The sequence below is a fragment of the Mycolicibacter algericus DSM 45454 genome, from assembly GCF_002086455.1.
Lineage (GTDB): Bacteria > Actinomycetota > Actinomycetes > Mycobacteriales > Mycobacteriaceae > Mycobacterium > Mycobacterium algericum.
On sequence record NZ_MVHC01000020.1, the window covers coordinates 15,197 to 39,849 of the forward strand.

The window sequence follows — 24,653 nt, forward strand, 5'->3', positions numbered from 1 at the left end:
GCGCCACCCTAGCTCTGGTAGGACTGCCAGCCCGCATCCCCATCCCATGGCGCCCCGTCGACCAGCACCCGGGCCGGCCCGTCGGCGACCCGTCCGATCGCCCGCCAGCCGGCCGGAACCGCGCCGGGAAATGTGGCGACCAGCGCATGGTCCTCGCCCCCGCCCAGCACCCATGTCCAGGCGTCCGCGCCGAGTGCCGTGGCGGCCGCGGCCAACGCCTGCTGATCGGCCGCCAACGCGGCGGTGGACACCTCGACGGTCACCTTCGACGCGGCGGCCAGGTGGCCCAGATCGGCGATCAAGCCGTCGGAGACGTCGGTCATCGCCTGTGCCCCGGCGTCCGCGGCCGCCGCCCCTTGCCCATAGGGCGGCTCCGGGACGAGGTGGCGGCGACGCAGCTCATCGAAGTTCTCCGAGCCGGCCACACCACGCTCCCAGAGCCGATAACCGGCCGCTGAGCGACCCAGCCCGCCGGCCACCGCCACCACCGCGCCGGGCCGCGCCCCGGAGCGCAGCACCGGCGTCCGGCCGGCCAGCTCACCGAGCACCGTCACCGAGACCACCCAGGAGTCGGCCTGCACCAGATCGCCGCCGACCACACCGGCACCCAATCGCGCGGCTTCGTCCCACATCCCGTCGGCCAGCGCCGCGGCATCGGCGGCCGCGGTATCCGCCGGGGCGCCGAAGCCGACGACGAACGCGGTGGGCCGCGCGCCCATCGCCTCGATGTCGGTGGCGTTCTGCGCGATCGCCTTGCGGCCGACGTCGTGCGGGCTGGACCAGTCCAGCCGGAAATGCCGGCCTTGCACCAGCATGTCGGTGGAGATCACGGTGCGACCGTCGGGGCAGCGCACCACCGCCGCGTCGTCGCCGGGCCCCAGCTCGGTGCTGCCGGGCTGACGCCGACCGGCCACCAGCCGGTCGATCATGGGAAACTCTCCAAGCTGACCCAGCGTGGGCTCGTTACCGCGCACAGCCTGGAGTGTAAGTGCGAACAGATTAGGTAGGCGGGTTTGATCGATCCCGGGGACGACACCGACGGGCCGCCGCGTGTTGCGCTGATCGCTGCGTTGGTGGTCGCCGTCGCCGCGGTGGTGGCCGCGTTGGCGGTCGCGGCCGCGCACCGGCCGGAAAGCCAACCGGACGAGCCGCTGCGCATCGCCACGGTGCCTGCCCCGCATGCCGGCGGCGCGGCCTGCCGTGCCGTGCTCGACGGGCTGCCCCAGCAGCTGGGCGATTATTACCGAGCCGAGATCGCGGACCCGGCACCCGACGGCGCGGCGGCCTGGACGGCCGGCGCGAACGGGACGGTGGTGCTGCGCTGCGGGCTGGACCGACCGGCCGACTTCGTGGTGGGCTCGCCCATCCAGGTGGTCGATCAGGTGCAGTGGTTCGAAGTCCGCGAAGGCGAGCGCGCCACCTGGTATGCCGTCGACCGGAAGGTCTATCTGGCGCTGACGCTGCCCCGGGGTTCGGGGCCGACGCCGATCCAGGAGTTGTCCGATCTGATCGCCGACAGGCTGGATGCCGTGCCGATCAGGCCGGGTCCGCCTGGCTAGCCAACGTGCGCAAAAACGTTTGAGCTCCCGGCGTGTCGGGCGGGGACGCGCACATTCGCGAGGGAAGACGCGCTAGCGCAGGCCCACGCCGCGGGCCTGCGCGGTGTCAACCATCGTCGCCAGCAACGTCGGGTAGTCCACCCCGCTGGCCTCCCACATCCGCGGGTACATCGAGATCGTGGTGAACCCGGGCATGGTGTTGATCTCGTTGATCACCGGACCGGCGTCGGTGTGAAAGAAGTCCACCCGCGCCAGCCCCTGGCAATCCAGCGCGGCGAACGCACGAATCGCCAACTGCCGCACCGTGTCCGCGACCTCATCGTCGATCTTTGCGGGGACGTCGAGTTCTGCGGCGTCATCGAGGTATTTGGTGGCGAAGTCATAGAAGGAGTCGTCATGCTCGGCGCAGCCGCGCACCACCCGGATCTCCCCCACCGTGCTGGCCGCCACGGTGCCGTCGGGGAATTCGAGCACCCCGCACTCGAGTTCGCGGCCGACGATGGCCGCCTCGACGATGACCTTCGGGTCGTGCCGGCGGGCCTCGGCGATGGCGGCGGGAAGCTCGTCATGCGACGCCACCCGGGTGACCCCGATCGACGATCCGCCGCGCGCCGGTTTGACGAACAACGGCAGCCCCAGGCGCTCGCGGTCCTCGATCGACAGCGTCGCCTGGTTGGCCCGCAACACCGCGTACGGACCGATCGGCAGCCCTTCGGCCGCCAGCAGCTTCTTGGTGAACTCCTTGTCCATCCCGGCGGCGCTGGCCAGCACTCCGGCACCGACATAGGGCACCCCGGCCAGCTCCAGCAGCCCCTGCACGGTGCCGTCCTCGCCGTAGGGACCGTGCAGCACCGGGAACACCACGTCGACCGATGCCAGCAGCTCCGCGGGCGCCCCGCCGGACAACGCCACCAGCTGGCCGCTGCGCTGCGGGTCAGCGGGCAGCGTCAGTTCGGCGCCGGACGCCTTGCTCACCGCGGGCAGTTGCCGGCCGCTGATCGCCCAGGCGTCCGGGTCGCCGCTGGTGAGCACCCACGACCCTTCCGGCGTGATCCCCACGGCGATGACCTCGAAACGCTGCGGATCCAGGTTGCGCAGGATGCTGCCCGCCGACACGCAGGAGATGGCGTGCTCGCTACTGCGGCCGCCAAAGACGACGGCCACCCGGGTGCGTGCGTGGGAATTCACACGCCAGAGGGTACGGCAACGCCGGACTCACTCCGGTTTGGTGCGTCGTCCCAGCAGCAGCGCCACCGCCTCGTTGACCGACAGACCGGTGTGACAAACGCGGTGAACGGCCTCGGTCAGTGGCATCTCCACGTCGTAGCTCGATGCCAGCGCCAGCACCGACTGGCACGACGTCACGCCTTCGACGACATGACCGTCGGTGGTGCCCGCCAGACCCGCCGACTCCGGTAGCGGCGGCATGGCCTCGCCCTGGCCGAGCCGCTCACCGAACGACCGGTTGCGTGACCGCGGCGATGTGCAGGTGGCCACCAGGTCGCCGACCCCGGCCAGGCCGGCCAGCGTGGCGCCTTTGGCGCCCAGCGCCACACCCAAGCGGATGATCTCGGCCAGCCCGCGGGTGATGATCGCCGCGGCGGTGTTCTCGCCCAGACCCACCCCGGCCGCCATCCCACAGGCCAGGGCGATGACATTCTTGCAGGCGCCGCCGATCTCGGTGCCGATCACATCGGCGTTGGTGTACGGGCGAAAGTAGCCGGTGTTGAGCATTCGCTGCAGCGCCACGGCGCGCCCCGAGTCGGTGCAGGCGACCACCGTCGCGGCCGGCTGCTCGGCGGCGATCTCGGCGGCCAGGTTGGGGCCCGACACCACGGCGACCTGTCCGGGGTCTACCCCGGTCACCGCGGCGACCACCTGGCTCATCCGCATCAGGGTGCCCAGTTCGATGCCCTTGGCGACGCTGACCAGGGTCGCACCGTCGGTCAGCTGCGGCGTCCACGCCTCGAGGTTGGCCCGCATGGTCTGCGCCGGCACGGCAAGCACCACCGTGGTCAGGCCGTCCAGCGCCTCGGCGGCGTCGGTCGTGGCGCGGACCGCCTCCGGCACGGTGAAGCCCGGCAGATAGTCGGGGTTGCGTCGGGTCTCGTTGATCTGGGCGGCGATGTCGGACCGACGCGCCCATAGCCTGACCTGGCTACCCGCGTCGGCGAGCACCTTGGCCAGTGCCGTGCCCCACGCCCCGGCTCCCATCACTGCGACAGTGTCCTCAGCGCCCTCGGTGCCCAATGCACACCACCTCCCTATAGGGGCTTCACCCTAGCGGGACGGAGCCGGGCAAACCGGTCCACCGCCGGCGGCCGGCGAGGACGATGCGTCGGTCGCCGAACCCGGCGCTGGCAGGATGTCGGTTGTGAACGCCATGGCCGAGGAATCCGGGATCGGCCTGATCATCGCTGTCAAGCGGCTCAGCGTGGCCAAGACCAGGCTGGCGCCGGCGTTCCCGGCACCGCTGCGAGAGGCCGTGGTGCTGGCGATGCTGGTCGACACCATCACCGCGGCGTCGGCGGTCCAAGGCGTGCAGCACATCACCGTGGTCACCCCCGACGCGGCCGCGGCCGCGGCCGCGGCCGAGCTGGGCGCAGCGGTGCTGGCAGATCCGACCCCGGACGGGCACGGGGACCCGCTGAACAACGCGCTGGCCGCTGCCGAACGTGCGGTGGCCGACTCGGTGCGCAATATCGTTGCGTTGCAAGGCGATCTGCCGGCATTGCAGTCCTACGAGCTCGACGAGGCGATCGCCGCAGCCCGCGCCCACCCGCGCAGCTTCGTCGCCGACCGGCACGGCATGGGCACCGCTGCGCTGTTCGCGTTCGGAACCGCCCTGGACCCGCGGTTCGGCCGGGATTCGTCGACGCGGCATCGGCGATCCGGCGCATTGGAGCTGACCGGAGTCTGGCCGGGATTGCGCTGCGACATCGACACCCCCGAGGACCTGGCGGTGGCGCGGCGTCTGGGGGTCGGTCCGGCGACGGCGCGCGCACTCGCGCAAGCCAAGACCGGTGGCAGTGCCACCCGCGATGAGTAATGATCTCGGAGTGGATGAAATCGAGGTCGGCCAACGTACCGAGCCGCGCACCGACGAAACGGACTGGCGCCCCAATGACGCCACGCCGAGCGCCCCGCCGGCCGCCACCGCGGTCCCGCCGACCGAACCCGGCGACGAGCTGCCCGCCCACCGCTACCTGAACCGGGAGCTGAGCTGGCTGGACTTCAACGCGCGGGTGCTGGCACTGGCCGCCGACACCTCGCTGCCGTTGCTGGAGCGGGCCAAGTTCCTGGCGATCTTCGCCTCCAACCTCGACGAGTTCTACATGGTCCGGGTCGCGGGGCTCAAACGCCGCGACGAGATGGGACTGTCGGTGCGTTCGGCCGACGGGCTGACACCACGTGAGCAACTGCGCCGGATCGGCGAGCAGACCCAGCAGATCGCCACCCGTCACGCCCGGGTGTTCCTCGAGTCGGTGCGACCGGCGCTCGCCGACGAAGGCATCCACATCGTCACCTGGGCCGACCTGCAACCGGACGAACGCGAGCAGTTGTCGGAGTACTTCCAAGAGCAGGTGTTCCCGGTTCTGACGCCGTTGGCGGTCGACCCGGCGCACCCGTTCCCGTTCGTCAGTGGTCTCAGTCTGAACCTGGCGGTCACGGTCAAGCGCCCCGAGGACGGCGGGAGCCATTTCGCCCGGGTGAAGGTGCCCGACAACGTCGACCGGTTCGTTGAACTCGACGCCGGCGCCAAGGGCGGCGAGGGCCGCGGTGAGATCCGTTTCCTGCCGATGGAGGAGTTGATCGCGGCGTTCCTGCCGGCGCTGTTCCCCGGCATGGAGATCGTCGAGCATCACGCCTTCCGCATCACCCGCAACGCCGATTTCGAAGTCGAAGAGGACCGCGACGAGGACCTGCTGCAGGCGTTGGAACGGGAGTTGGCGCGTCGCCGATTCGGATCACCGGTGCGCCTCGAGGTCGCCGACGACATGACCGAGAACATGCTGGAGCTGCTGCTGCGGGAGCTCGACGTGAATCCCGGCGACGTCATCGAGGTGCCCGGGCTGCTGGATCTGTCGTCGTTGTGGCAGGTGTACCGGCAGGACCGTCCGGACCTCAAGGACCGTACCTTCGTCCCGGCGACCCACCCGGCATTCGCCGAACGTGAAACTCCCAAAAGCATTTTCGCCACCCTGCGTGAGGGTGATGTCTTGGTGCACCACCCCTACGACTCATTCGCCACCAGCGTCCAGCGGTTCGTCGAACAAGCCGCCGCCGACCCGGGCGTGCTGGCGATCAAACAGACGCTGTACCGCACCTCGGGTGATTCGCCGATCGTCACCGCGTTGATCGACGCCGCCGAGGCCGGAAAACAGGTGGTGGCACTGGTCGAGATCAAAGCCCGGTTCGACGAGCAGGCCAACATCAAATGGGCCCGCAAGCTGGAACAGGCCGGCGTGCACGTGGTGTACGGCCTGATCGGGCTGAAGACGCACTGCAAGGTCTCCTTGGTGGTGCGCCGTGAGGGTTCGGCGATCCGGCGGTACTGCCATGTCGGCACCGGCAACTACAACAGCAAGACCGCACGGCTTTACGAGGACATCGGGTTGTTGACCGCCGACCCGGATATCGGCGCCGACCTCACCGACCTGTTCAACTCGCTGACCGGTTATTCGCGCAAGGACACCTACCGCAACCTATTGGTGGCCCCGCACGGCGTGCGGGCCGGCATCGTCGAACGCATCGAACGCGAGGTCGCCGCGCACCGTGACAGCGGCGGCCAGGGCCGGATCCGGCTGAAGCTCAACTCCTTGGTCGACGAGCAGGTGATCGATGCGCTCTACCGCGCCTCGCGCGCCGGTGTGCAGGTCGAGCTGGTGGTGCGCGGAATCTGCGCACTGCGTCCGGGTGTCGAAGGCTTCTCCGAAAACATCGTCGTTCGGTCGATTCTCGGCCGTTTCCTGGAGCACTCGCGCGTCATCGAATGCAGTGCCATCAACGAATTCTGGATCGGCAGCGCCGACATGATGCACCGCAACCTGGACCGGCGGGTCGAGGTGATGGTGCAGGTGAAAGACCCGCGATTGAGTGCGCAACTGAGCGACATGTTCGATTCGGCGATGGACCCGGCCACCCGCTGCTGGGAACTCGGGCCCGACGGCCAATGGACTGCGGCACCGCGCGAGGGCGCGACGGTGCGCGACCACCAGGTGTCCCTGATGGAACGACACCGCAATCCCTGAACCGAGACCGCCGGCAACCGCCGTCGACCTTCGTCGATGAGGCCCGAATCCAGCTGCAGGAGTGAACGTGCACACAAAGTCCTCGTCGAACGGCTCGGTGCCGCCGGACAGAACCGTCCACGCCGCAGGCGCGGTGCTGTGGCGCACTCGGCGTAAGACCGTCGAGGTGGCGCTCATTCACCGGCCCCGCTATGACGACTGGTCGCTGCCCAAAGGCAAGGTCGATCCCGGGGAGACCGAACCGGTGACAGCGGTGCGGGAGATTTTCGAGGAGACCGGCCAGCATGCCGAACTCGGGCGTCGGCTGGGCTCGGTGAGCTACCCGGTCACCCAAGGCGTCAAGAAGGTGCGCTATTGGAGCGCGCGGGCGCTGGGCGGTGACTTCGTGCCCAACCACGAGGTCGACGATCTGGTCTGGCTACCGGTCGGCGCGGCACTCAAGGAACTGCACTATCCCTACGATCGGAAGATATTGCGGCGGTTCGCCAAGGCTCCCGCCGATACCCGCACGGTGTTGATCGTGCGGCACGGCACCGCCGGGCGCCGGTCCCGGTTCTCCGGCGATGACACCCTGCGGCCGTTGGACAAGAACGGCCGCGCGCAGGCCGAGGCGCTGACGGAGCTGTTGCTGGCCTTCGGCGCCACCGACGTATACGCGGCCGACCGGGTCCGCTGTCATCAGACCGTTGAACCGCTGGCAGCCGAACTGGGCGTGGTCGTGCACAACGAGCCGACGCTGACCGAAGAGGCCTACTCCGATACGCCGAAGAAAGCCCGCCGCAGGGTGCTGGAGATCGCCCGACTGGGCGGCACACCGGTTATCTGTACGCAGGGCAAGGTGATTCCGGACCTGATCGCCTGGTGGTGTGCCCGCGACGGCGTGAGCCCCGACAAGTCGCGCAACCGCAAGGGCAGTACCTGGGTGCTGTCGCTGTCGGGCGGGCGGCTGATCGCCGCGGACCACATGGGCAGCCCGCTGGCGAAACAAGTGCTGGTGTGAACAGCCGAGCGCCGCGGGACTGACCCGCGGCGCTCGGCTATTCGTAGTTACTTACGGCCTTTTCGTGCTGTGGCCTTGGTCGCCTTGCGGGCCGGGGCCTTCTTGGCCGCGGTCTTCTTGGCGGTCACCTTCTTGGCCGGAGCCTTCTTGGCCGCGGTCTTCTTGGCGGTCACCTTCTTGGCCGGAGCCTTGGTTGCCGCCTTCTTGGCCGGAGCCTTCTTGGCTGCGGTCTTCTTGGCGGTCACCTTCTTTGCCGGAGCCTTCTTGGCTGCGGTCTTCTTGGCGGTCACCTTCTTGGCCGCGGTCTTCTTCGCGGCCGCCGGGGTGGCCTTCTTCGCCGCGGTCTTCTTGGCCGCGGCCTTGGTGGCCTTCTTGGCCGGCGACTTCTTCGCAGCCTTCTTCGCCGCCGTGGTGCTGGCGCCGGCGCCACGCTTGACCGCGAGCCCCTCGGACGGGACACGCTGCGCGCCAGAAACAATCGCCTTGAACTGCGCGCCCGGGCGGAATGCGGGGACCGAAGTCGGCTTTACCTTGACCGTCTCACCCGTGCGGGGATTGCGGGCCACGCGCGCGGCGCGCCGACGGCGCTCGAACACGCCGAACCCGGTGATGGTGACGCTCTCGCCCTTGTGGACGGCGCGCACAATGGCATTGACGAAGTGCTCGACGGCTTCGGTCGCCGACCGGCGGTCGGTGTCCAATTCCTTTGTGAGCACCTCGATGAGCTCTGCTTTGTTCATCCAATCCCTCCGAGACCAGTGGCCCTACTTGAGCCGACTAGAGCACACGGTAAACCCTGATACCACTGATATCCAAGAGCCACGCGCAATTTCAGATGAGATTATCGGCGAATTCCGCAATCCGGTTACTGCCCTTGGGTGCTGACCAGACCGCTCGATCGACCGGAATTAGGCTCCGGGGCGTGCCGTCAAGAAGCCGGAACGGTGCGCGGTTTCCAACCTGGGCGGTCCGCCTCGAAGGTGGCGATCTCGTCCAGTTTCCGCAGCGTAAGGCCTATATCGTCAAGCCCTTCGGACAGTCGCCAAGCGGTGTAGTCATCAATAGTGAACGCCACCACCGCCGTTCCAGCGGTGATATTCCGATCTTGAAGATTGACAGTGATTTCCAGCCCCGGGCTTGCCTCGATGAGTTTCCAGAGCAGTTCCACGTCGTCTTGGGCCACCTGTGCCGCCAGCAACCCCGCCTTGCCGGCATTGCCACGGAAGATGTCGGCGAAGCGTGAAGAGATCACCACCCGGAACCCGTAGTCGAGTAGTGCCCACACCGCATGTTCTCGCGACGATCCGGTGCCGAAATCCGGCCCCGCCACCAGCACCGAACCCTGGTCGAACGGCTTGAGATTCAAGATGAACGACGGATCGGTGCGCCAGGTGGCGAACAGGCCGTCCTCGAATCCGGTCCGGGTGATGCGCTTCAAATAGACCGCGGGAATGATCTGGTCGGTGTCGACATTGGAGCGCCGCAGCGGGACGCCGATTCCAGTGTGGGTGTGAAAAGCTTCCATGAGTAAACTCCTTTAAATACCGTGGCGGTCAGTTCAAGTCAGCGGGCGCCGACAACGTCCCGCGCACGGCAGTAGCGGCGGCGACGACCGGCGAGACCAGGTGGGTCCGTCCGCCCTTGCCCTGCCGGCCCTCGAAATTGCGGTTGGAGGTCGAGGCGCACCGCTGGCCCGGCGAAAGCTGGTCGGGGTTCATTCCCAGACACATCGAGCACCCGGGTTGGCGCCATTCCGCACCGGCGGCGGTGAAAACCTCGGCGAGGCCTTCGGCTTCGGCCTGGTTTCGCACCCGCATCGATCCCGGCACCACGAGCATCCGCACGCCCTCGGAGACCCGCCGGCCGCGCAGCACGTCGGCCACCGCGCGCAGATCCTCGATGCGACCGTTGGTGCACGACCCGACGAACACCGTGTCGACCGCGATGTCACGCATCAGCGTCCCCGGGCGAAGGTCCATGTAGGCCAACGCCTTCTCCGCGGCCCGCCGCTGGGCCTCGTCGCTGATCGTCTCCGGGTCGGGCACCGCCGCGCCCAGCGGCACACCCTGGCCGGGGTTGGTCCCCCAGGTGACGAACGGGGTCAGCGCGGCCGCATCCAGGAACACCTCGGCGTCGAATTTCGCACCCGGATCGGTGCGCAGGCTGTCCCAGTGGGCGACGGCGGCATCCCAGTCGGCACCAAACGGTGCGTGCGGCCGCCCCCGCAGATAGTCGTACGTGGTGTCATCGGGAGCTACCATGCCAGCCCGGGCACCGGCCTCAATGCTCATGTTGCAGATCGTCATCCGAGCCTCCATCGACAACGCCTCGATGGCGCTGCCCCGGTATTCGATGACGTAGCCCTGGCCACCGCCGGTGCCGATCTGGGCGATCACCGCCAGGATGATGTCCTTGGCCGTCACCCCTTCGGCCAGCGCCCCCTCGACGTTGACCGCCATCGTCTTGAAGGGCCGCAACGGCAACGTCTGGGTGGCCAGCACATGCTCGACCTCCGAAGTGCCGATACCCATCGCCAGCGCACCGAATGCGCCGTGGGTGGAGGTGTGACTGTCGCCGCAGACCACAGTCGTGCCCGGCTGGGTGAGACCCAATTGCGGTCCGATGATGTGCACGATTCCCTGTTCGATGTCGCCCATCGGGTGCAACCGGATGCCGAACTCGGCGCAGTTGTGCCGCAGCGTCTCGACCTGGGTGCGCGATACGGGATCGGCGATCGGTTTGTCGATGTCGACTGTCGGCACGTTGTGGTCCTCGGTGGCGATGGTCAGATCTGGGCGCCGGACGCCACGGCCTGCCAGCCGCAGGCCTTCGAACGCCTGCGGACTGGTGACCTCGTGCACGAGGTGCAGGTCGATGTAGATCAGGTCGGGTTCGGACCCGCCTCCGGAGACCACGACATGGTCGTCCCAGACCTTTTCGGCCAGGGTGCGAGGCTGCTGCGTCTTGGACATCACTGCCATTCCCCAAATCTGCGGTGTCTCACAATATGAGACGCTAGTATCTGTATATGGGACAGCATAGCGGCATCGGCGTTCTGGACAAAGCCCTGGCCGTGCTCCACACGGTCGCCGAATCACCCTGTGGCCTGGCCGAACTGTGTGAGCGCACCGGGTTGCCCCGCGCGACGGCGCACCGGCTGGCCGCCGGACTGGAGGCCCACCGGCTGCTCGGCCGCGACGACGACGGGCGCTGGCAGATCGGTCCGGCGGTCAGCGAGCTGGCGTCCCGCGCCGACGATCCGCTGCGGGCGGCCGGTGCGGCGGTGCTGCCACGGCTGCGCGAGATCACCGGCGAGAGTGCGCAGCTGTATCGCCGCGAGGGGGCCTCGCGAATCTGCGTGGCGGCACTGGAACCCCCTGCGGGGCTGCGTGACACGGTTCCGGTCGGCGCCCGGCTGCCGATGACGGCCGGTTCGGGCGCCAAGGTGCTGCTGGCCTTCGCCGATCCGGCGCTGCAGCAGGAAGTGCTGGCGCAGGCGAAGTTCACCAGCCGCACCCTGTCAGAGGTGCGCCGACGAGGCTGGGCGCAGAGCATCGCCGAGCGCGAACCGGGTGTGGCCAGTGTCTCGGCGCCGGTACGCGACCGGCGCGGCGCGGTGGTGGCGGCCATCTCGGTGTCCGGCCCCATCGACCGGATGGGACGACGCCCCGGGGCGCGCTGGGCCACCGACCTGCTCGCGGCCGCCGACGCGCTCACCGCCCGGCTATAATCGGTCTTGGTGACCACCTGCCAGACTGCTGACATGGGAACCAAGCAACGCGCACAGATCGTCATGACCGATGCCGAGGTCGCCGACTTCGTGACCAGCCACCGCACCGGAACGCTGGCCACCATCGGCCCCGACGGGCAACCGCACCTGACGGCGATGTGGTACGCGGTGCTCGACGGCGAGATCTGGCTGGAGACCAAGGCCAAGTCGCAGAAGGCGGTCAACCTGCGGCGTGATCCGCGCGTCAGCTTCCTGCTCGAGGCCGGCCAGACCTACGACACGCTGCGCGGGGTGTCCTTCGAGGGTGTCGCGGAGATCGTCGACGACCCCGACACACTCTTCCGGGTGGGTGTCAGCGTCTGGGAGCGCTACACCGGCCCCTACACCGACGAGATGAAGCCGGGCGTCGACGCCATGATGAACAACCGGGTGGCTGTGCGCATCGTCACACGCCGCACCCGGTCCTGGGACCACCGCAAGCTGGGCCTGCCGGCGATGCCGCTGGCCGGGTCGACCGCACCGACGGGTGACTGAGTCCCCACCGAAAGCACGACGGCCCGCGTCTTGGGAAAGACGCGGGCCTTGTGACGAGTACCCCCGATGGGATTCGAACCCACGCTACCGCCGTGAGAGGGCGGCGTCCTAGGCCGCTAGACGACGGGGGCTAGAACTAGTCCGGGTTGTCAGCATAGCCCAACCCACACGGCCCGCCTAATCGCTTGGGGCGGACCGGTTTTGCTGGGGTACCAGGACTCGAACCTAGAATGGCTGAACCAGAATCAGCTGTGTTGCCAATTACACCATACCCCAATGGCCACCGAGGGCCTGGCCATAACCGCTGGTCAGCGTGCCGGTTGGGCACTACCGGCCAGCTGCTGTGGGCCGACGTGCAGACTACCAAACTTCTACCGCGAAGTACTCATCGCGCTCACTCGATGCCGTCCCGGACGGCCCGCAACCGCGCCAGGGTGCGAGCCGAACCCAGCAGCTCCAGTGACTCGAACAGCGGCGGGCTGACCAACCCGCCGGTGACAGCGACCCGCACCGGGCCGAACGCCTTGCGCGGTTTGAGCTCCAGCCCGTCGAGCAGCGCGGCCTTCAGTGCGGCCTCGATCCCGGCGGTGGTCCAGTCCGCCGGCCCCTCCAGGCCCGCCAAGGCGGCGATGGTGGCGTCCAGGACGGGCGCCGCGCCGGCGCCCAACTCCTTGGCCACCGCACGCGGGTCGAGTGCGTATTCGTCATCGTTGAAGAACTTGAGCAATCCCCAGGCGTCGCCCAGCACGACCACCCGGGTCTGCACCAGCGCCGCGGCCGCCGCGAATCCCGCGTCGTCAAGTCCGGTGCGGTAACCGTGGGTGTCGAAATAGCCGCGCAGTCGCGTGGTGAAGTCGTCGACGTCCAGGAGTCGGATGTGCTCGGCGTTGAGCGCGTCGGCCTTCTTCTGGTCGAATCGGGCCGGGTTGGAGTTGACGTCGACTACGTCGAACGCGGCAACCATCTCGTCGAGACCGAACACGTCGCGGTCATCGGCGATCGACCAGCCCAGCAGCGCCAGGTAGTTCAGCAGGCCCTCCGGGATGAAACCCCGATCGCGGTGCGCGAACAGGTTCGACTGCGGGTCGCGCTTGGACAGCTTCTTGGTGCCCTCACCCAGAACGGTTGGAAGATGGGCGAATTCCGGAATCCTGTCGGCCACCCCGATGCGGATCAACGCCTGATACAGCGCTATCTGGCGTGGCGTGGAGGGCAGTAGGTCCTCGCCCCGCAGCACATGGGTGATCTTCATCATCGCGTCGTCGACCGGGTTGACCAACGTGTACAGCGGGTCACCGTTGGCGCGGGTGAGTGCGAAGTCGGGGACGGTGCCCGCCGGAAAGCTCGTCGGCCCGCGCACCAGGTCCTGCCAGCCGAGTTCGCCATCGGGCATGCGCAACCGCAGGACGGGCTTGCGGCCATCGGCGAGGTAGCCGGCACGCTGCTCGTCGGTCAGGTCGCGGTCGAAGTTGTCATAGCCCAGCTTGGGGTTTCGGCCGGCGGCCAAGTGGCGGGCCTCGACCTCCTGCGGTGTGGAGAAGGCCTCGTAGGCCTCGCCGGCCGCTACCAGGCGCGCCACCACGTCGCGATAGATGTCCGCGCGTTGCGATTGACGGTACGGGCCGTACGGTCCGCCCACTTCGGGCCCCTCGTCCCAGTCCAGCCGAAGCCAGCGCAGCGCCTCCAGCAGCGCCTGATAACTCTCCTCGCTGTCGCGCTCGGCATCGGTGTCCTCCACCCGGAACACCAACGTGCCGCCCGTGTGTCGGGCATAGGCCCAGTTGAACAGTGCGGTGCGGATCAGCCCGACGTGCGGCGTCCCGGTCGGTGACGGGCAGAACCGGACCCGCACCGCTGAATCAGCCTGGAAACCTTGAGTCACGACATTCCTTTGCGAATAACCGGGTTGGTGAGCGTGCCGATGCCCTCGACGGAAACCGACACAGTGTCACCGTGTTCGATCGGGCCGACACCGTCGGGGGTTCCGGTGAGGATGAGGTCACCGGGCAACAGGGTCATCACCGCAGAGATCCACTCCACGATCACGCCGATGTCGTGGAGCATCAGCGACGTCCGGCCGTCCTGTTTGACCTGGCCGTTGACCTCGGTGCGGATCGCCAGGTCGGCGGGGTCGAGGTCGGTGACGATCCAGGGCCCGACCGGGCAGAACGTGTCGTGCCCCTTGGCGCGGGTCCACTGACCGTCGGATTTCTGCTGGTCACGGGCTGACACGTCGTTGCCGATGGTGTAACCCAGGATGTTGTCCTTGGCCCGGGCGGCCGAAACGTCCTTGCAGGGCCGTGAGATCACCACCGCCAACTCGCCTTCGTAGTGAACCGGGGAAGCGTTGGCGGGCAGCTGAATCGGAACGTTCGGCCCGATGATCGCGGTATTGGGCTTGAGGAACATCGTCGGGTTGGCCGGTGGCGCACCACCCATCTCGGCGATGTGGGCGGCGTAGTTCTTCCCGATGCAGACCACCTTGCTGGCCAGAATCGGGGCCAGCAGCCGCACGTCGGCCAGTGGCCAGGATCGACCGGTGAACTCCGGTGTGCCGAAGGGATGCTCGGCGATCTCCCGAGCTGTCATCGCGGTCATGTCATCGGGCCGGTCCGGATCGCCCTCCAGGCTGACGAAGGCGACGCCGTCCGGGCTGGCAATTCGGCCTAGGCGCATTCGAGCAAGCCTAATGGCGATCGCAACCGCGGCGGAGCCGGGCGCTGGGGACACCATCAGACGGCACAGTGGTCGTTGCCTGGCGGATGCGGACCTGTACGACGTAAACCTGTGGAACCATTATCGGGGTGACCACGGAGTCGATGAGCAGCGCCGCGCGCTGGTCAGTGGTCATCGTGGCGTTGGTGGCGACGCTGTGCTCGTTCGTGTTCATCAACGGGATCGCCTTCGTCATCCCAATGCTGGAGACCAAGCGGGAGACCAACCTGGCGATGGCGGGTCTGCTGGCGTCGATGCCCAGTTTCGGCATGGTGCTGACGCTGTTCGCATGGGGCGCGCTGTTGGACCGCATCGGCGAGCGGATCGTGCTGACCGTCGGCTCCGCGCTGACGGCGCTGGCCACCTTCGGGGCGGCCTCGATGAGCTCCCTGGTCGGGGTGGGCGCCTTCCTTTTCCTGGGCGGCATGGCCGCCGCCAGCGCCAACACCGCCAGTGGCCGGCTGGTGACCGGCTGGTTCCCGCCGCACCAGCGCGGCCTGGTGATGGGAATCCGGCAGACAGCACAGCCGCTGGGAATCGCGTTGGGAGCCGAGGTGATTCCCGAACTGGCCGAGCACGGCCTGGCCCGGGCGCTGATGTTCCCGGCGACGCTGTGCGCGGTGGCGGCGGTGGCCTGCGCCGTCGGGGTGGTCGACCCGCCCCGCCGACCGCGGTCGGCGGCGACCGGGACGGAGCTGGCCAACCCCTACGCCGGCTCGAAGGTGCTGTGGCGCATCCACTTGTCGTCGGCGCTGCTGATGGTTCACCAGTCGGTGTTGGCCACCTTCATGCTGGTGTGGCTGATCGTCGATACCGACTGGTCGATCGCCGCCGCCGGCAGCCTGGTCACCGTGTCGCAGTTGCTCGGTGCTGCCGGCCGCGTGCTGGCCGGTCGGTGGTCAGATCGGGTGCAGTCACGGCTACGACCCATCCGCAGCCTCGCCGTCGCCGGCGCGGTGGCGATGATGGTGCTCGGCGTGACCGACCATCTCCACTCTCCGCTGGCCGAGGCGGCGATGGTCGTTGCGGCGGTCATCAGCGTGCTGGACAACGGCTTGTCGTCCACCGCGGTCGCCGAGATCGCCGGACCGTACTGGAGCGGGCGTGCACTGGGTACGCAGAACACCACCCAGCGACTCACCGCCGGGATCGCTCCCCCGGTGTTCGGCGCGCTGATCGGCGCCGCCGGCTATCCGCTGGCGTTCGCGCTGTCCGGGCTGTTCCCGCTGGCCGCCGTGCGGTTGGTGCCGGTCAGCGCCGAGCCGGAGGGCCGCTCGGTGCTCCAGGCGCTGCGCACGCTGCGGGTCCCGCCGCAGCCGTTGCCGCCGGTACAACCCCCTCCCGACGGCTGACCCCTGCCGCAACCGGGCGGATCCGCGGCCGACGCCGAGATCGGCTGCCGGTAGCGTCGGCGAGATGACCGAACCGGCTCACATCGCGCTCCGGACACCGACGGTGGCCGACGGCCCGGCCCTGTGGAAAATGGCCCTCGACAGCGTCACGCTCGACGTCAACGCCCCTTACGCCTATCTGTTGTGGTGCCGCGATTTCGCGGCCAGCTCGGTAATCGCCGAGGTCAGCGGCGCTCCGGCCGGTTTCATCACCGGCTACCGCCGCCCGGATCAGCCGCAGACCCTGATGGTCTGGCAGGTCGCGGTCAACGACGCTCATCGCGGGATGGGTCTGGCCGGCCGGATGCTCGACCATCTGGCGACCGCCTTGGTCGCCGACGGCGGCACGCATCTTGAGACGTCAATCACACCGGACAACGAGGCCAGTCGACGGCTATTCGGGGCATTCGCCCGGCGATGGGCCGCCGATCTGGAGTGCTCCGAGCTGTTCGAGGCCAGCTTGTTTCCCGAATCCCATCTAGCCGAAGAACTGTTTCGAATCGGACCACTGCGGGTAAACATTGGCCGTTGAGGACAGCATGGCAAGGTTGAGATCACAAAACGGTCTCGGTAAGGTCACGTCCGCGCAAACGTGAGCCCCGGCAGACCTAGCCGGGGGCATCCGAGCGGGGTGGTGGGTCGAGCCGAGATCACCCACGGCACGAGTTTTGAAATCGACCTGTCGTTCCGTTCCGTTGTATGTGACCGACGGACGGAGGAAATCATGACTATTTTTGAAACCCTTGAATCCGAGGTGCGGAGTTATTGCCGATCCTGGCCGGTGACATTTGACCGGGCCCTCGGCTCCCGCATGTGGGATGTCGACGGCAACGAATACGTCGACTTCTTCGCCGGCGCCGGCGCGCTGAACTACGGACACAACCATCCAGACCTGAAGGCACCGCTGGTGGAATACCTAAGTGCGGATCGGGTGGTGCACAGCCTGGACATGAACACCGTCGCCAAGGCGGCGTTCCTGGAACGGTTCGAAGAGGTGATCCTCAAGCCGCGCGGGCTGGACTACAAGGTCCAGTTCCCCGGCCCCACCGGTACCAACGCGGTCGAGTCGGCGCTGAAACTGGCCCGCAAGGTCACCGGCAAGGAAAGCATCATCAGCTTCACCAATGCCTTCCATGGCATGACACTGGGCTCGCTGAGCGTCACCGGCAACTCGATGAAGCGCGGCGGCGCCGGGATCCCGCTGGTGCACGCCACCCCGATGCCCTACGACAACTACCTCGACGGCGTCACCCCGGACTTCATCTGGTTCGAGCGCCTGTTGCAGGACAGCGGCAGCGGCCTCAATGAACCGGCCGCGGTCATCGTCGAGACGGTGCAGGGCGAAGGCGGGATCAATGTGGCCCGGCTGGAATGGCTGCACGGGCTGGCCGAACTGTGCAAGCGGCACGGGTTGCTGCTGATCGTCGACGACGTGCAGATGGGCTGCGGACGCACCGGGCCGTTCTTCAGCTTCGAGGCGGCCGGCATCGTGCCGGACATCGTCTGCATGTCCAAGTCGATCAGCGGTTACGGGCTGCCGATGGCGCTGACGCTGTTCAAGCCCGAACTGGATGTGTGGGAGCCCGGCGAACACAATGGCACGTTCCGCGGCCAGAACCCGTCCTTCGTCACCGCCACCGCGGCGCTGAACTTCTGGACCGACAATCTGCTGGAAAAGCAGGTGCTCCGCAAGGGTGAGCAGATCGATCAGGCGCTGCACGAGGTGATAGAGCCCTTCGACGGGATCGAGACTCGCGGCCGCGGCCTGATCCGCGGTGTGGCCTTCGAGCGACCCGAGTTGGCCGGCGCCGTGCAGAAGGAGGCGTTCGCCCGCGGCCTGCTGCTGGAGACCTCGGGACCGGAGGGCGAGGTGGTGAAGCTGATGCCACCGCTGGTCATCGATGACGAGGACCTGGCCGAAGGCCTGACACTGGCGGCCCAATCCATCGAGGCCGTCGCCGCTAAAGAACTCACAACCTCAGGAGCCAAGGCATGATCGTTCGTACCCTCGCCGAGATCAAGGGCACCGACCGCGATGTCCAGGCCAAGACCTGGAACAGCCAGCGACTGCTGCTGGCCCGTGACGGCCAGCGCTTCTCGCTGCACGAGACGATCCTGTACGCCGGCACCGAAACCGCGATGTGGTACGCCAACCACGTCGAGGCGGTGTATTGCGTCGGCGGCGAGGGTGAGCTGGTCAATGAAGAAACAGGTGAGACCTTTCCGCTTGCCGACGGCACCCTCTACCTGCTCGACGGGCATGAGCACCACCGTGTTTCGGCCCACACCGACCTGCGCATGGTGTGCGTGTTCGACCCGCCGGTCACCGGGCGGGAGGTGCACGACGAGACCGGCGCCTACCCCCTGCTCACCGAGGAACCTCAAGAGGCGGCGCCGTGACCCCTCCCATCACCAAGGCCGTCACCGATCACTACCCCACCCGCAACAACGTCACGCTCGGCATCGAGCCGCGACGCGACCCGGTGGTGTGGGCGCCCGCGGGCAGCGGCGGCCCACTGACCCCCGATAGGGTGGCGGCGTTCGATGCCGACGGGTTCTTGGCCGTTGACGCGCTGGTGGACGCCGATGTCGTCGCCGACCTGCGTAACGAGCTGGATAACCTGCGCGCCGACCCGGTGCTGGCCGCCGACGAGCGCTCGATCTGCGAGCGGGACAGCGGCCAGATCCGGTCGATCTTCGAGGTACACCGGATCAGCCCGGCGTTCGCCGCGCTGATCGCCGACCCGCGGCTGGTCGGCCCGGTCCGTCAACTGCTCGGCTCGGAGGTGTATGTGCATCAGAGCCGCGTCAACTTCAAGCCGGGTTTCAACGGCCGGGAGTTCTACTGGCACTCCGACTTTGAGACCTGGCACGCCGAGGACGGGATGCCCACCCCGCGCGCGATCAGCGTCTCGGTGGCGCTCACCGAAAACCTGGACAGCAACGGCTCATTGATGATCATGCCCGGATCGCACCGCTGGTTCGTGTCGTGCCCAGACGAGACGCCGCCTGATCACTACCGCTCGTCGCTGAAGCAGCAGGAGATCGGCACCCCCGACGACGACAGCCTGACCTGGATGGCCGACCAGCACGGTATCCGTCAGATCACCGGCCCGGCCGGGTCAGCGGTGTTCTTCGACAGCAACTGCATGCACGGGTCGAGCAGCAACATCACCCCCTATCCGCGCTCGAACGTCTTCATCGTCTACAACAGCGTGGAAAACGCCCTGGTGGAGCCGTTCGGCGCTGCCGCGCCGCGGCCGACGTTCGTCGCCAGCCGAACCTTCGATCCGGTCTAGGCACTCGGCCGGCGGAAGAGGTTGACCGTGGCACGTTTTCTGTCCATCACGTTGACCAGCCGCGGCGTGTCTTGCCGAGCGCGGCTGCTCGAGGACGCGGCTCCCCGGACCTGCGCCGTGGTATGGAATGCGTTGCCGGTGGCCGGCCAGGCCTACCACGGCAAGTACGCACGCAACGAGGTCTACACGCTGTTGCCGCCGATGGGTGCGCCGGGCCGGGAGAACACCACCGTGACGCCGATCCCCGGCGACGTCTGCTTCTTCAGCTTCGAGCCGGGCGATATCGGCAATCCGGCCTACGGCTACGACGAGGGCGCGCAAGGGAATTCACCGGTCGGCGCGACCGACCTGGCGATCTTCTACGGCCGCAACAATTTGTTGCTCAACGGCGACGTCGGCTGGGTTCCCGGCAATGTGTTCGCCACGATCGAAGACGGGTTGGCCGAGATGGCGGCCGCCTGCAACGACCTGTGGATGGCCGGCGCGGTCGGCGAACAGTTGGCCTTCTCCCGCGCCTAAGTCCCGAGCAGACGCGAAAGCCCCCCATCCAGGCGTATTTTGGGGACGTTTATGTCTGCTCGCCGTCAGAGGCCCAGCACCCGCTCGGCGAACAAGCCGGCCGCCAGCACCAGATCGTCACTGTGCCGCGGTCCGATGATCTGCATGCCGATCGGCAGACCCTCCGACGTCGTGCCGATCGGGATGCTCAACGCCGGCTGTTGAGTCATGTTGAACGGGTAGGTGAACGGCGTCCACTGGGCCCACCAACGCATGCCGGAGTCGGCCGGTACGTCGTGGCCGGCGGCGAACGCCGGGATCGGTGTGGTCGGGGTGATCAGCAGGTTGTGGCGCTCGTGGAAGCGCCCCATGACCAGACCCAGCTCGACACTGACCTGACGTGCGGCCAGGTAGTCGACCGCCGAGGCCGCCTGGCCGCGTTCCCACATCTCGGCCAGGCCCGGGTCGACGAGCCCACGGTCCGCCTCGTGACCACGCAGGCTGCCCGCGGCCCCCGTGGCCCACAGCACTTCGAACGCGTCGATCGGATCGGCGAAGCCGGGGTCGGCCTCGGTGACGTTGAGACCGGCGTCGGCCAGTGCCCGGACCGCAGCGCCGACCGCGGCTTCGATCTGCGGATCGACGTCGGCATAGCCCAGGTTCGGCGAGTAGGCGACTCCCAGGCCGACCACGTCGCGCCGGACTTCGCCGCGATAGGTGGTCAGTGTCGGCGCCAACGATGTCGGGTCGCGGTGATCGGGCAGCGCAATGATGTCCAGCAGCATGGCGGCGTCCTCGACGGTCCGGGTGATCGGGCCGGCATGTGCCAGTGGCCCGAACGGGCTGATCGGGTACATCGGCACCCGCCCGTGGGTGGGCTTGAAGCCGACGACGCCGCAGAAGGCGGCCGGGATGCGGATGCTCCCCCCACCGTCGGTGCCGATCGCCAACGGCGCCATCCCGGCGCCGACCGCGGCGGCGCTGCCACCCGACGAACCACCCGCGGTGCGGGTGATGTCGACAGGGTTGCGGGTGATACCGGTCCGCGGGCTGTCAGTGACGCCCTTCCACGCCAGTTCCGGGGTGGTCGTCTTGCCCAACAGCACCATGCCGTCGTCGCGCATCTTGCCGACCGCCGGGCTGTCGTCGGGCCATGGGCCCGCGGCGTCGGAGAGCAGCGATCCCCGCAGCGTGGGCCAACCGGCGGTGCGGAACACGTCTTTGACGGCGACCGGGACCCCGTCGAGCAGGCCCTTGGTGTAGTTGCCGCTCCAACGGGCTTCGGACTTACGCGCCGCGGATAACGCGGCCTCCTCGTCGACGAGGCAGAACGCGTTGACCTCGCCGTCGCGTTCGTTGATCACCGAGAGGGCGGCCGCGGTTGCTTCAACCGGCGAAAGTTCACCGGAGGTGTAGGCGGCCACCAGTTGCAAGGCCGTCAGTTCGGTGGGATGAGTCATGTGACACGCCTCCTCAACCTGTGCCGCTCGGCGCGTATCCGTGGCCCTTGTCGACGACGTTATGGAGCGGTTGACCGGCCACGTACCGTTGAAAGTTGGTGATAAACTGCTGCTGCAACATATTTCGCCAGCCTTTGATATCGCCGCTGTTATGCGGCGTCAGGCGGACGTTGGGCGCACTCCACAGCGGATGGTTCGGCGGCAGCGGTTCGGGATCGACGACGTCGAGGGCGGCACCGGCGATCGCGCCGTCCCGCAACGCCATCACCAGCGCGTCGGTGTCCACCAGTTCGCCGCGTCCGACGTTGATCAGTCGCGCGGTGGGGCGCATCGACGCCAGCACGGCGGCATCGACCATGCCCCGGGTCTCGGGCGTCAGCGGGGCGGCGAGCACGACATAGTCCGCGTCGGCGACCGCGTCGACCACATCGGTGGTGATGACGCCGAAGTCGGGGTCGTCGCGTGCTGAGCGCCCGACGCCGCGCACCGACATGCCGACCGCGTGCAGCAACCGCGCCACGGCCCGCCCGACCGGGCCGGGGCCGACGATGGTGACCGACGAGCCGGCGATCGGCTCGGTGTCGAAGTGCTGCCAGCGCTTTGCAGCCTGCGCGTCCCAGGACCGCCGGAAATCCTTGGCGAAGGCCAGGATCTGCCCCAGCACGTACTCGGCCATCGGTTCCTCGAAGATGCCGCGGGAATTGGTGACGACGACGTCACTGTCGATCAGGCCGGCGAACAACACCGCATCGACCCCGATGGCGGCCACCTGAACCCAGCGCAGCGCGTCGGCGTCGGACCACACCGACGCCAGGGCCGGAGAGGAGAAGTCGTACACGAACAGCACATCGGTCCCGGCGATCGCTTCACCCAGCCGCGACGACGGAACCATCCGCAGTTCCGCGGCTGCGCTGATCGAATCGAGTTGGGCGGGAACCGACTCACCGTGCTGGACGGTCACCACCGGACGCGCGTCCACATTGACACGGTAAAAAGCGATCGTATGATTGTCAACAATCCAGGGGCGGCCTGGGGTTGCGACGTCAGTACGGGGACACGCATGGATCTGTCCCAATTGCCGGACTTCGACGGGCCGGCCGATCAGCGCGGTGTCGGCATCATCGCGCCCTTCGACCTGGCGATCGAGCGCGAACTGTGGCGCTGGATCCCCGCCGAAGTGACGTTGCACCTTGCGCGCACGCACTACGAACCCGTCCCGGTGAGCCGGGCGATGGCCGAACTGGTCTCCGATACCCACCATCTGCAGGCCGCCACCCGCGACGTGCTGCACGTCGAGCCGGAGGTGGTCGCCTACCTGTGCGCGTCGGGCAGCTTCATCCACGGCGTCGAGTACGAGAAAACGCTGGTCGCCGCGATCGAAGCGGCAGGCGCCAAAGCCGCGGTCACGACGTCCGGGGCGCTGGCCGAGGCCATCGTCGCGTTGGACATCTCCCGGATCTGCGTGCTGACCCCCTACGACGAGGAGCTGACCGACCTACTACGGGTGTTTCTGAATCAACTGGGTGTGACGGTGCTGCACTCGGATTACCTCGGCCTGGGCGGCGGCATCTGGAAGGTCAATTACCGGACCGTGGCCGAGCGGATCCTCGCCGCCAACCGCCCGGAAGCCCAGGCGATCTTCGTCAGCTGCACCAACCTGCGCACCTACGACATCATCGCCCCGCTGGAGCAGATGCTCGGCAAACCGATCCTGACGGCCAACCAGCTGACGATGTGGGCGTGCCTGGGCCGGATGAATCTGCCGATGATGGGGCCGGGCCAGTGGCTTCGCGATGTCTTCACCGGAGCCCCGCAGTGAGCAGCACCGGCCGCGTCGGAATCATCTATCCCGACCATGCCGCCGAGTCCGACTACCCGCGCGCCGCCCGGCTGCTGGGCGTGGACCTGCCCGTCGTCCACATCTACGGCACCGACCTGCACGCCGTACCGGAGCTGCTGGATCTCGGCAGCCCGGCCAGGCTCGCCGAGGGGGCCGCACTGCTGGCCCCGCAGCGACCGGCCGCTGTGGTGTGGGCCTGCACGTCGGGCAGCTTCGTATTCGGTCCCGACGGTGCTGCCGAACAGGTCGACCGGCTGGCCGCCCAAGCCGGTGTGCCCGCGTCGAGCACGTCGTTCGCGTTCGTGCACGCCCTGGCTGCGCTGGGCTGCCGCCGCGTTGCGGTCGCCGCCAGCTATCCGCGCGACATCGCCGCGCTGTTTGCGGATTTCGTTGCGGCCCACGGTGTCTCAGTCGAGGCGATGGGAGATGCCGGCATCCCCACGGCTGCGCAGGTCGGCCGCCTGACCCGCAGTCAGGTCCGGGACCTGGCGCTGGGCAACGATTCGCCCGGGGCGGAGGCATTGTTGATCCCCGACACCGCCATGCACACCGTGGACCAGGTCGACGAGCTCGAGCGACTGCTGGGCAAGCCGGTACTGACCGCCAATGCCGTGACAGTCTGGGAAGGCCTGCGCATCGCCGGGATAACCCGGCGCACAGCCGGACTCGGCATATTGTTCGAGGACAACCGATGACGCTCTCGCACGAGGCCGGGTTCGAGCCGTTGAGCAGGCCATCGACGCCCGAGCTGATCGCCGAGCGGCTCCGGGAGGCGATCACCCGCGGCCGGCTGACGCCCGGACAGCAGCTCGGTGAAGCCAGTCTCGCCGCGCAGTTCGAGGTGTCTCGCGGCCCACTGCGCGAGGCCATGCAGCGGCTGGTGGCCGAAGGCCTGCTGCGCAGCGAGCGCAACCGGGGCATCTTCGTTGTGGAACTCAGCGACGACGACGTCCGCGACGTGTATCAAGCACGCAAGGCCATCGAGCGTGCCGCCGTGATCGAGGTGCTGGGCGGCGACCCGGCGGCGGCCGCCGCCCGGTTGCGCGACCCGGTCGAGGCGCTGCGCGCCGCGGCCGCCGCGGGCGACGGCTCCGCGGTGGCCGACGCCGACCAGGCGTTCCATGAGGTCCTGGTCGACTGCGCGGGCAGTCCCCGCTTGCACCGGGCCATGCGGACCCTGCTCTCGGAGACCCGGATCCTGCTCGGCGAGCTCGAAGAGGCCTATCCCGATCTGCGCGAGCAGGTCACCGAACATGTCGTGCTGCGCAAGGCGATCGCGGCCGGTGACGAGGCAGCCGCGGTCCGGCTGATCGACGAGCACATGGACGATGCGGTCCGCCGGTTGCTGGCGCGCAGAGCGCAGCTGGCGTTGTAG

At 68.1% G+C, this 24,653-nt stretch carries 25 protein-coding genes and 2 tRNA genes; 15 read left to right on the forward strand and 12 right to left on the reverse strand.

Annotation, left to right across the window (positions count from 1 at the left end; translation table 11 throughout):
• Window positions 1-8: 8 nt before the first annotated feature.
• Window positions 9-974 carry a thiamine-phosphate kinase gene (locus BST10_RS16325; protein ID WP_083039044.1) on the reverse strand — a complete coding sequence of 322 codons (966 nt, stop codon included), beginning with the start codon at window positions 972-974 and terminating at the stop codon, window positions 9-11.
• Window positions 975-1,013: 39 nt separating this feature from the next.
• On the opposite strand from BST10_RS16325, the gene BST10_RS16330 reads away from it, so the two are divergent.
• Window positions 1,014-1,559, forward strand: a complete 546-nt coding sequence (locus BST10_RS16330; protein WP_083039046.1) for a DUF3515 domain-containing protein — start codon at window positions 1,014-1,016, stop codon at window positions 1,557-1,559.
• 72 nt (window positions 1,560-1,631) lie between these two features.
• Here the strand turns inward: BST10_RS16330 and BST10_RS16335 are convergent, their stop codons facing one another.
• Window positions 1,632-2,747 (reverse strand): D-alanine--D-alanine ligase family protein, encoded by a 1,116-nt coding sequence (locus BST10_RS16335; protein WP_083039048.1) that lies wholly within the window; start codon window positions 2,745-2,747, stop codon window positions 1,632-1,634.
• A gap of 27 nt (window positions 2,748-2,774) precedes the next feature.
• A complete protein-coding gene (locus BST10_RS16340; RefSeq protein ID WP_264079695.1) occupies window positions 2,775-3,809 on the reverse strand; it encodes an NAD(P)H-dependent glycerol-3-phosphate dehydrogenase in 1,035 nt (344 codons plus the stop codon).
• Window positions 3,810-3,942: 133 nt separating this feature from the next.
• Between BST10_RS16340 and cofC the strand changes: the two genes are divergently transcribed.
• The 3 genes from cofC (at window position 3,943) to mutT1 (ending at window position 7,811) form a co-directional block, all read left to right on the forward strand.
• The gene (gene cofC / locus BST10_RS16345; RefSeq protein ID WP_165757207.1) at window positions 3,943-4,608 is read left to right on the forward strand and encodes a 2-phospho-L-lactate guanylyltransferase; all 666 of its coding nucleotides are present in this window, start codon (window positions 3,943-3,945) and stop codon (window positions 4,606-4,608) included.
• The gene (locus tag BST10_RS16350) at window positions 4,601-6,811 is read left to right on the forward strand and encodes an RNA degradosome polyphosphate kinase (RefSeq protein ID WP_083039052.1); all 2,211 of its coding nucleotides are present in this window, start codon (window positions 4,601-4,603) and stop codon (window positions 6,809-6,811) included. The genes cofC and BST10_RS16350 overlap by 8 nt, the downstream gene beginning before the upstream one ends.
• Window positions 6,812-6,878: 67 nt before the next feature.
• Window positions 6,879-7,811: an 8-oxo-(d)GTP phosphatase MutT1 gene (gene mutT1, locus BST10_RS16355; RefSeq protein WP_083039100.1), complete on the forward strand. Its 933-nt coding sequence runs from the start codon at window positions 6,879-6,881 to the stop codon at window positions 7,809-7,811.
• Window positions 7,812-7,858: 47 nt separating this feature from the next.
• On the opposite strand, the gene BST10_RS16360 is transcribed toward mutT1, so the two are convergent.
• The 3 genes from BST10_RS16360 to leuC form a co-directional block, all read right to left on the reverse strand.
• The gene (locus BST10_RS16360) at window positions 7,859-8,551 is read right to left on the reverse strand and encodes an HU family DNA-binding protein (RefSeq protein ID WP_083039054.1); all 693 of its coding nucleotides are present in this window, start codon (window positions 8,549-8,551) and stop codon (window positions 7,859-7,861) included.
• A gap of 188 nt (window positions 8,552-8,739) precedes the next feature.
• Window positions 8,740-9,336 carry a 3-isopropylmalate dehydratase small subunit gene (gene leuD / locus BST10_RS16365; RefSeq protein WP_013829619.1) on the reverse strand — a complete coding sequence of 199 codons (597 nt, stop codon included), beginning with the start codon at window positions 9,334-9,336 and terminating at the stop codon, window positions 8,740-8,742.
• A 28-nt stretch (window positions 9,337-9,364) separates the two neighbouring features.
• A complete protein-coding gene (gene leuC / locus BST10_RS16370) occupies window positions 9,365-10,783 on the reverse strand; it encodes a 3-isopropylmalate dehydratase large subunit (protein ID WP_083039101.1) in 1,419 nt (472 codons plus the stop codon).
• Window positions 10,784-10,839: 56 nt separating this feature from the next.
• Here leuC and BST10_RS16375 point away from each other — a divergent pair, with 56 nt between their 5' ends.
• Together BST10_RS16375 and BST10_RS16380 are read left to right on the forward strand one after the other, a co-directional pair.
• The gene (locus tag BST10_RS16375) at window positions 10,840-11,541 is read left to right on the forward strand and encodes an IclR family transcriptional regulator (protein WP_083039056.1); all 702 of its coding nucleotides are present in this window, start codon (window positions 10,840-10,842) and stop codon (window positions 11,539-11,541) included.
• 33 nt (window positions 11,542-11,574) lie between these two features.
• Entirely contained in the window at window positions 11,575-12,075 is a 501-nt protein-coding gene (locus tag BST10_RS16380) for a pyridoxamine 5'-phosphate oxidase family protein (RefSeq protein WP_013829622.1), read from the forward strand.
• Window positions 12,076-12,133: 58 nt separating this feature from the next.
• On the opposite strand, the gene BST10_RS16385 is transcribed toward BST10_RS16380, so the two are convergent.
• The 4 genes from BST10_RS16385 to BST10_RS16400 all read right to left on the reverse strand — a co-directional run bounded on the left by BST10_RS16385 (window position 12,134) and on the right by BST10_RS16400 (window position 14,751).
• Window positions 12,134-12,206: transfer RNA gene (locus BST10_RS16385), tRNA-Glu, on the reverse strand.
• 73 nt (window positions 12,207-12,279) lie between these two features.
• Window positions 12,280-12,351: transfer RNA gene (locus BST10_RS16390), tRNA-Gln, on the reverse strand.
• A gap of 118 nt (window positions 12,352-12,469) precedes the next feature.
• A complete protein-coding gene (gene gltX, locus BST10_RS16395) occupies window positions 12,470-13,957 on the reverse strand; it encodes a glutamate--tRNA ligase (protein ID WP_083039058.1) in 1,488 nt (495 codons plus the stop codon).
• Complete coding sequence (locus BST10_RS16400; protein ID WP_013829624.1) at window positions 13,954-14,751, reverse strand: fumarylacetoacetate hydrolase family protein; 798 nt, start codon at window positions 14,749-14,751, stop codon at window positions 13,954-13,956. The genes gltX and BST10_RS16400 overlap by 4 nt, the downstream gene beginning before the upstream one ends.
• Before the next feature lie 128 nt (window positions 14,752-14,879).
• Here BST10_RS16400 and BST10_RS16405 point away from each other — a divergent pair, with 128 nt between their 5' ends.
• From BST10_RS16405 to BST10_RS16430, 6 genes are all read left to right on the forward strand, one after another.
• Window positions 14,880-16,142 (forward strand): MFS transporter, encoded by a 1,263-nt coding sequence (locus BST10_RS16405; RefSeq protein WP_013829625.1) that lies wholly within the window; start codon window positions 14,880-14,882, stop codon window positions 16,140-16,142.
• 64 nt (window positions 16,143-16,206) lie between these two features.
• Complete coding sequence (gene ectA, locus BST10_RS16410) at window positions 16,207-16,713, forward strand: diaminobutyrate acetyltransferase (protein ID WP_013829626.1); 507 nt, start codon at window positions 16,207-16,209, stop codon at window positions 16,711-16,713.
• Window positions 16,714-16,905: 192 nt separating this feature from the next.
• A complete protein-coding gene (gene ectB, locus BST10_RS16415) occupies window positions 16,906-18,177 on the forward strand; it encodes a diaminobutyrate--2-oxoglutarate transaminase (RefSeq protein WP_041318294.1) in 1,272 nt (423 codons plus the stop codon).
• Window positions 18,174-18,581, forward strand: a complete 408-nt coding sequence (locus BST10_RS16420; protein WP_013829628.1) for an ectoine synthase — start codon at window positions 18,174-18,176, stop codon at window positions 18,579-18,581. Before ectB ends, BST10_RS16420 begins: the two co-directional genes overlap by 4 nt.
• A complete protein-coding gene (gene thpD / locus BST10_RS16425; RefSeq protein WP_013829629.1) occupies window positions 18,578-19,480 on the forward strand; it encodes an ectoine hydroxylase in 903 nt (300 codons plus the stop codon). Before BST10_RS16420 ends, thpD begins: the two co-directional genes overlap by 4 nt.
• A 27-nt stretch (window positions 19,481-19,507) precedes the next feature.
• Window positions 19,508-19,999: a DUF3830 family protein gene (locus BST10_RS16430; protein WP_013829630.1), complete on the forward strand. Its 492-nt coding sequence runs from the start codon at window positions 19,508-19,510 to the stop codon at window positions 19,997-19,999.
• A gap of 65 nt (window positions 20,000-20,064) precedes the next feature.
• Here the strand turns inward: BST10_RS16430 and BST10_RS16435 are convergent, their stop codons facing one another.
• Both BST10_RS16435 and BST10_RS16440 read right to left on the reverse strand, forming a co-directional pair.
• A complete protein-coding gene (locus tag BST10_RS16435; RefSeq protein ID WP_083039060.1) occupies window positions 20,065-21,438 on the reverse strand; it encodes an amidase in 1,374 nt (457 codons plus the stop codon).
• 13 nt (window positions 21,439-21,451) lie between these two features.
• Window positions 21,452-22,417, reverse strand: coding sequence for a D-2-hydroxyacid dehydrogenase (locus BST10_RS16440; RefSeq protein ID WP_163762353.1), 966 nt, complete (start codon window positions 22,415-22,417; stop codon window positions 21,452-21,454).
• A gap of 81 nt (window positions 22,418-22,498) precedes the next feature.
• On the opposite strand from BST10_RS16440, the gene BST10_RS16445 reads away from it, so the two are divergent.
• Genes BST10_RS16445 through BST10_RS16455 form a run of 3 tightly spaced genes read left to right on the forward strand, consistent with a single transcriptional unit; the run spans window position 22,499 to window position 24,653 of the window.
• Window positions 22,499-23,257 (forward strand): maleate cis-trans isomerase family protein, encoded by a 759-nt coding sequence (locus tag BST10_RS16445; RefSeq protein ID WP_083039062.1) that lies wholly within the window; start codon window positions 22,499-22,501, stop codon window positions 23,255-23,257.
• On the forward strand, window positions 23,254-23,973 hold the full coding sequence (locus tag BST10_RS16450) for a maleate cis-trans isomerase family protein (RefSeq protein ID WP_083039063.1): 720 nt from the start codon (window positions 23,254-23,256) through the stop codon (window positions 23,971-23,973). Before BST10_RS16445 ends, BST10_RS16450 begins: the two co-directional genes overlap by 4 nt.
• A complete protein-coding gene (locus tag BST10_RS16455; protein ID WP_083039065.1) occupies window positions 23,970-24,653 on the forward strand; it encodes a GntR family transcriptional regulator in 684 nt (227 codons plus the stop codon). The genes BST10_RS16450 and BST10_RS16455 overlap by 4 nt, the downstream gene beginning before the upstream one ends.

Excerpts from the sequence above, each read along its gene's own strand:
- cofC (WP_165757207.1), top strand. The coding sequence starts at position 3,943 with ATGGCCGAGGAATCCGGGATCGGCCTGATCATCGCTGTCAAGCGGCTC.
- BST10_RS16455 (WP_083039065.1), top strand. The coding sequence starts at position 23,970 with ATGACGCTCTCGCACGAGGCCGGGTTCGAGCCGTTGAGCAGGCCATCG.
- ectA (WP_013829626.1), top strand. The coding sequence starts at position 16,207 with ATGACCGAACCGGCTCACATCGCGCTCCGGACACCGACGGTGGCCGAC.
- leuC (WP_083039101.1), bottom strand. The coding sequence starts at position 10,783 with ATGTCCAAGACGCAGCAGCCTCGCACCCTGGCCGAAAAGGTCTGGGAC.
- ectB (WP_041318294.1), top strand. The coding sequence starts at position 16,906 with ATGACTATTTTTGAAACCCTTGAATCCGAGGTGCGGAGTTATTGCCGA.
- BST10_RS16420 (WP_013829628.1), top strand. The coding sequence starts at position 18,174 with ATGATCGTTCGTACCCTCGCCGAGATCAAGGGCACCGACCGCGATGTC.
- BST10_RS16435 (WP_083039060.1), bottom strand. The coding sequence starts at position 21,438 with ATGACTCATCCCACCGAACTGACGGCCTTGCAACTGGTGGCCGCCTAC.
- BST10_RS16375 (WP_083039056.1), top strand. The coding sequence starts at position 10,840 with ATGGGACAGCATAGCGGCATCGGCGTTCTGGACAAAGCCCTGGCCGTG.
- BST10_RS16400 (WP_013829624.1), bottom strand. The coding sequence starts at position 14,751 with ATGCGCCTAGGCCGAATTGCCAGCCCGGACGGCGTCGCCTTCGTCAGC.
- BST10_RS16445 (WP_083039062.1), top strand. The coding sequence starts at position 22,499 with ATGGATCTGTCCCAATTGCCGGACTTCGACGGGCCGGCCGATCAGCGC.
- leuD (WP_013829619.1), bottom strand. The coding sequence starts at position 9,336 with ATGGAAGCTTTTCACACCCACACTGGAATCGGCGTCCCGCTGCGGCGC.
- BST10_RS16350 (WP_083039052.1), top strand. The coding sequence starts at position 4,601 with ATGAGTAATGATCTCGGAGTGGATGAAATCGAGGTCGGCCAACGTACC.
- BST10_RS16360 (WP_083039054.1), bottom strand. The coding sequence starts at position 8,551 with ATGAACAAAGCAGAGCTCATCGAGGTGCTCACAAAGGAATTGGACACC.
- BST10_RS16380 (WP_013829622.1), top strand. The coding sequence starts at position 11,575 with ATGGGAACCAAGCAACGCGCACAGATCGTCATGACCGATGCCGAGGTC.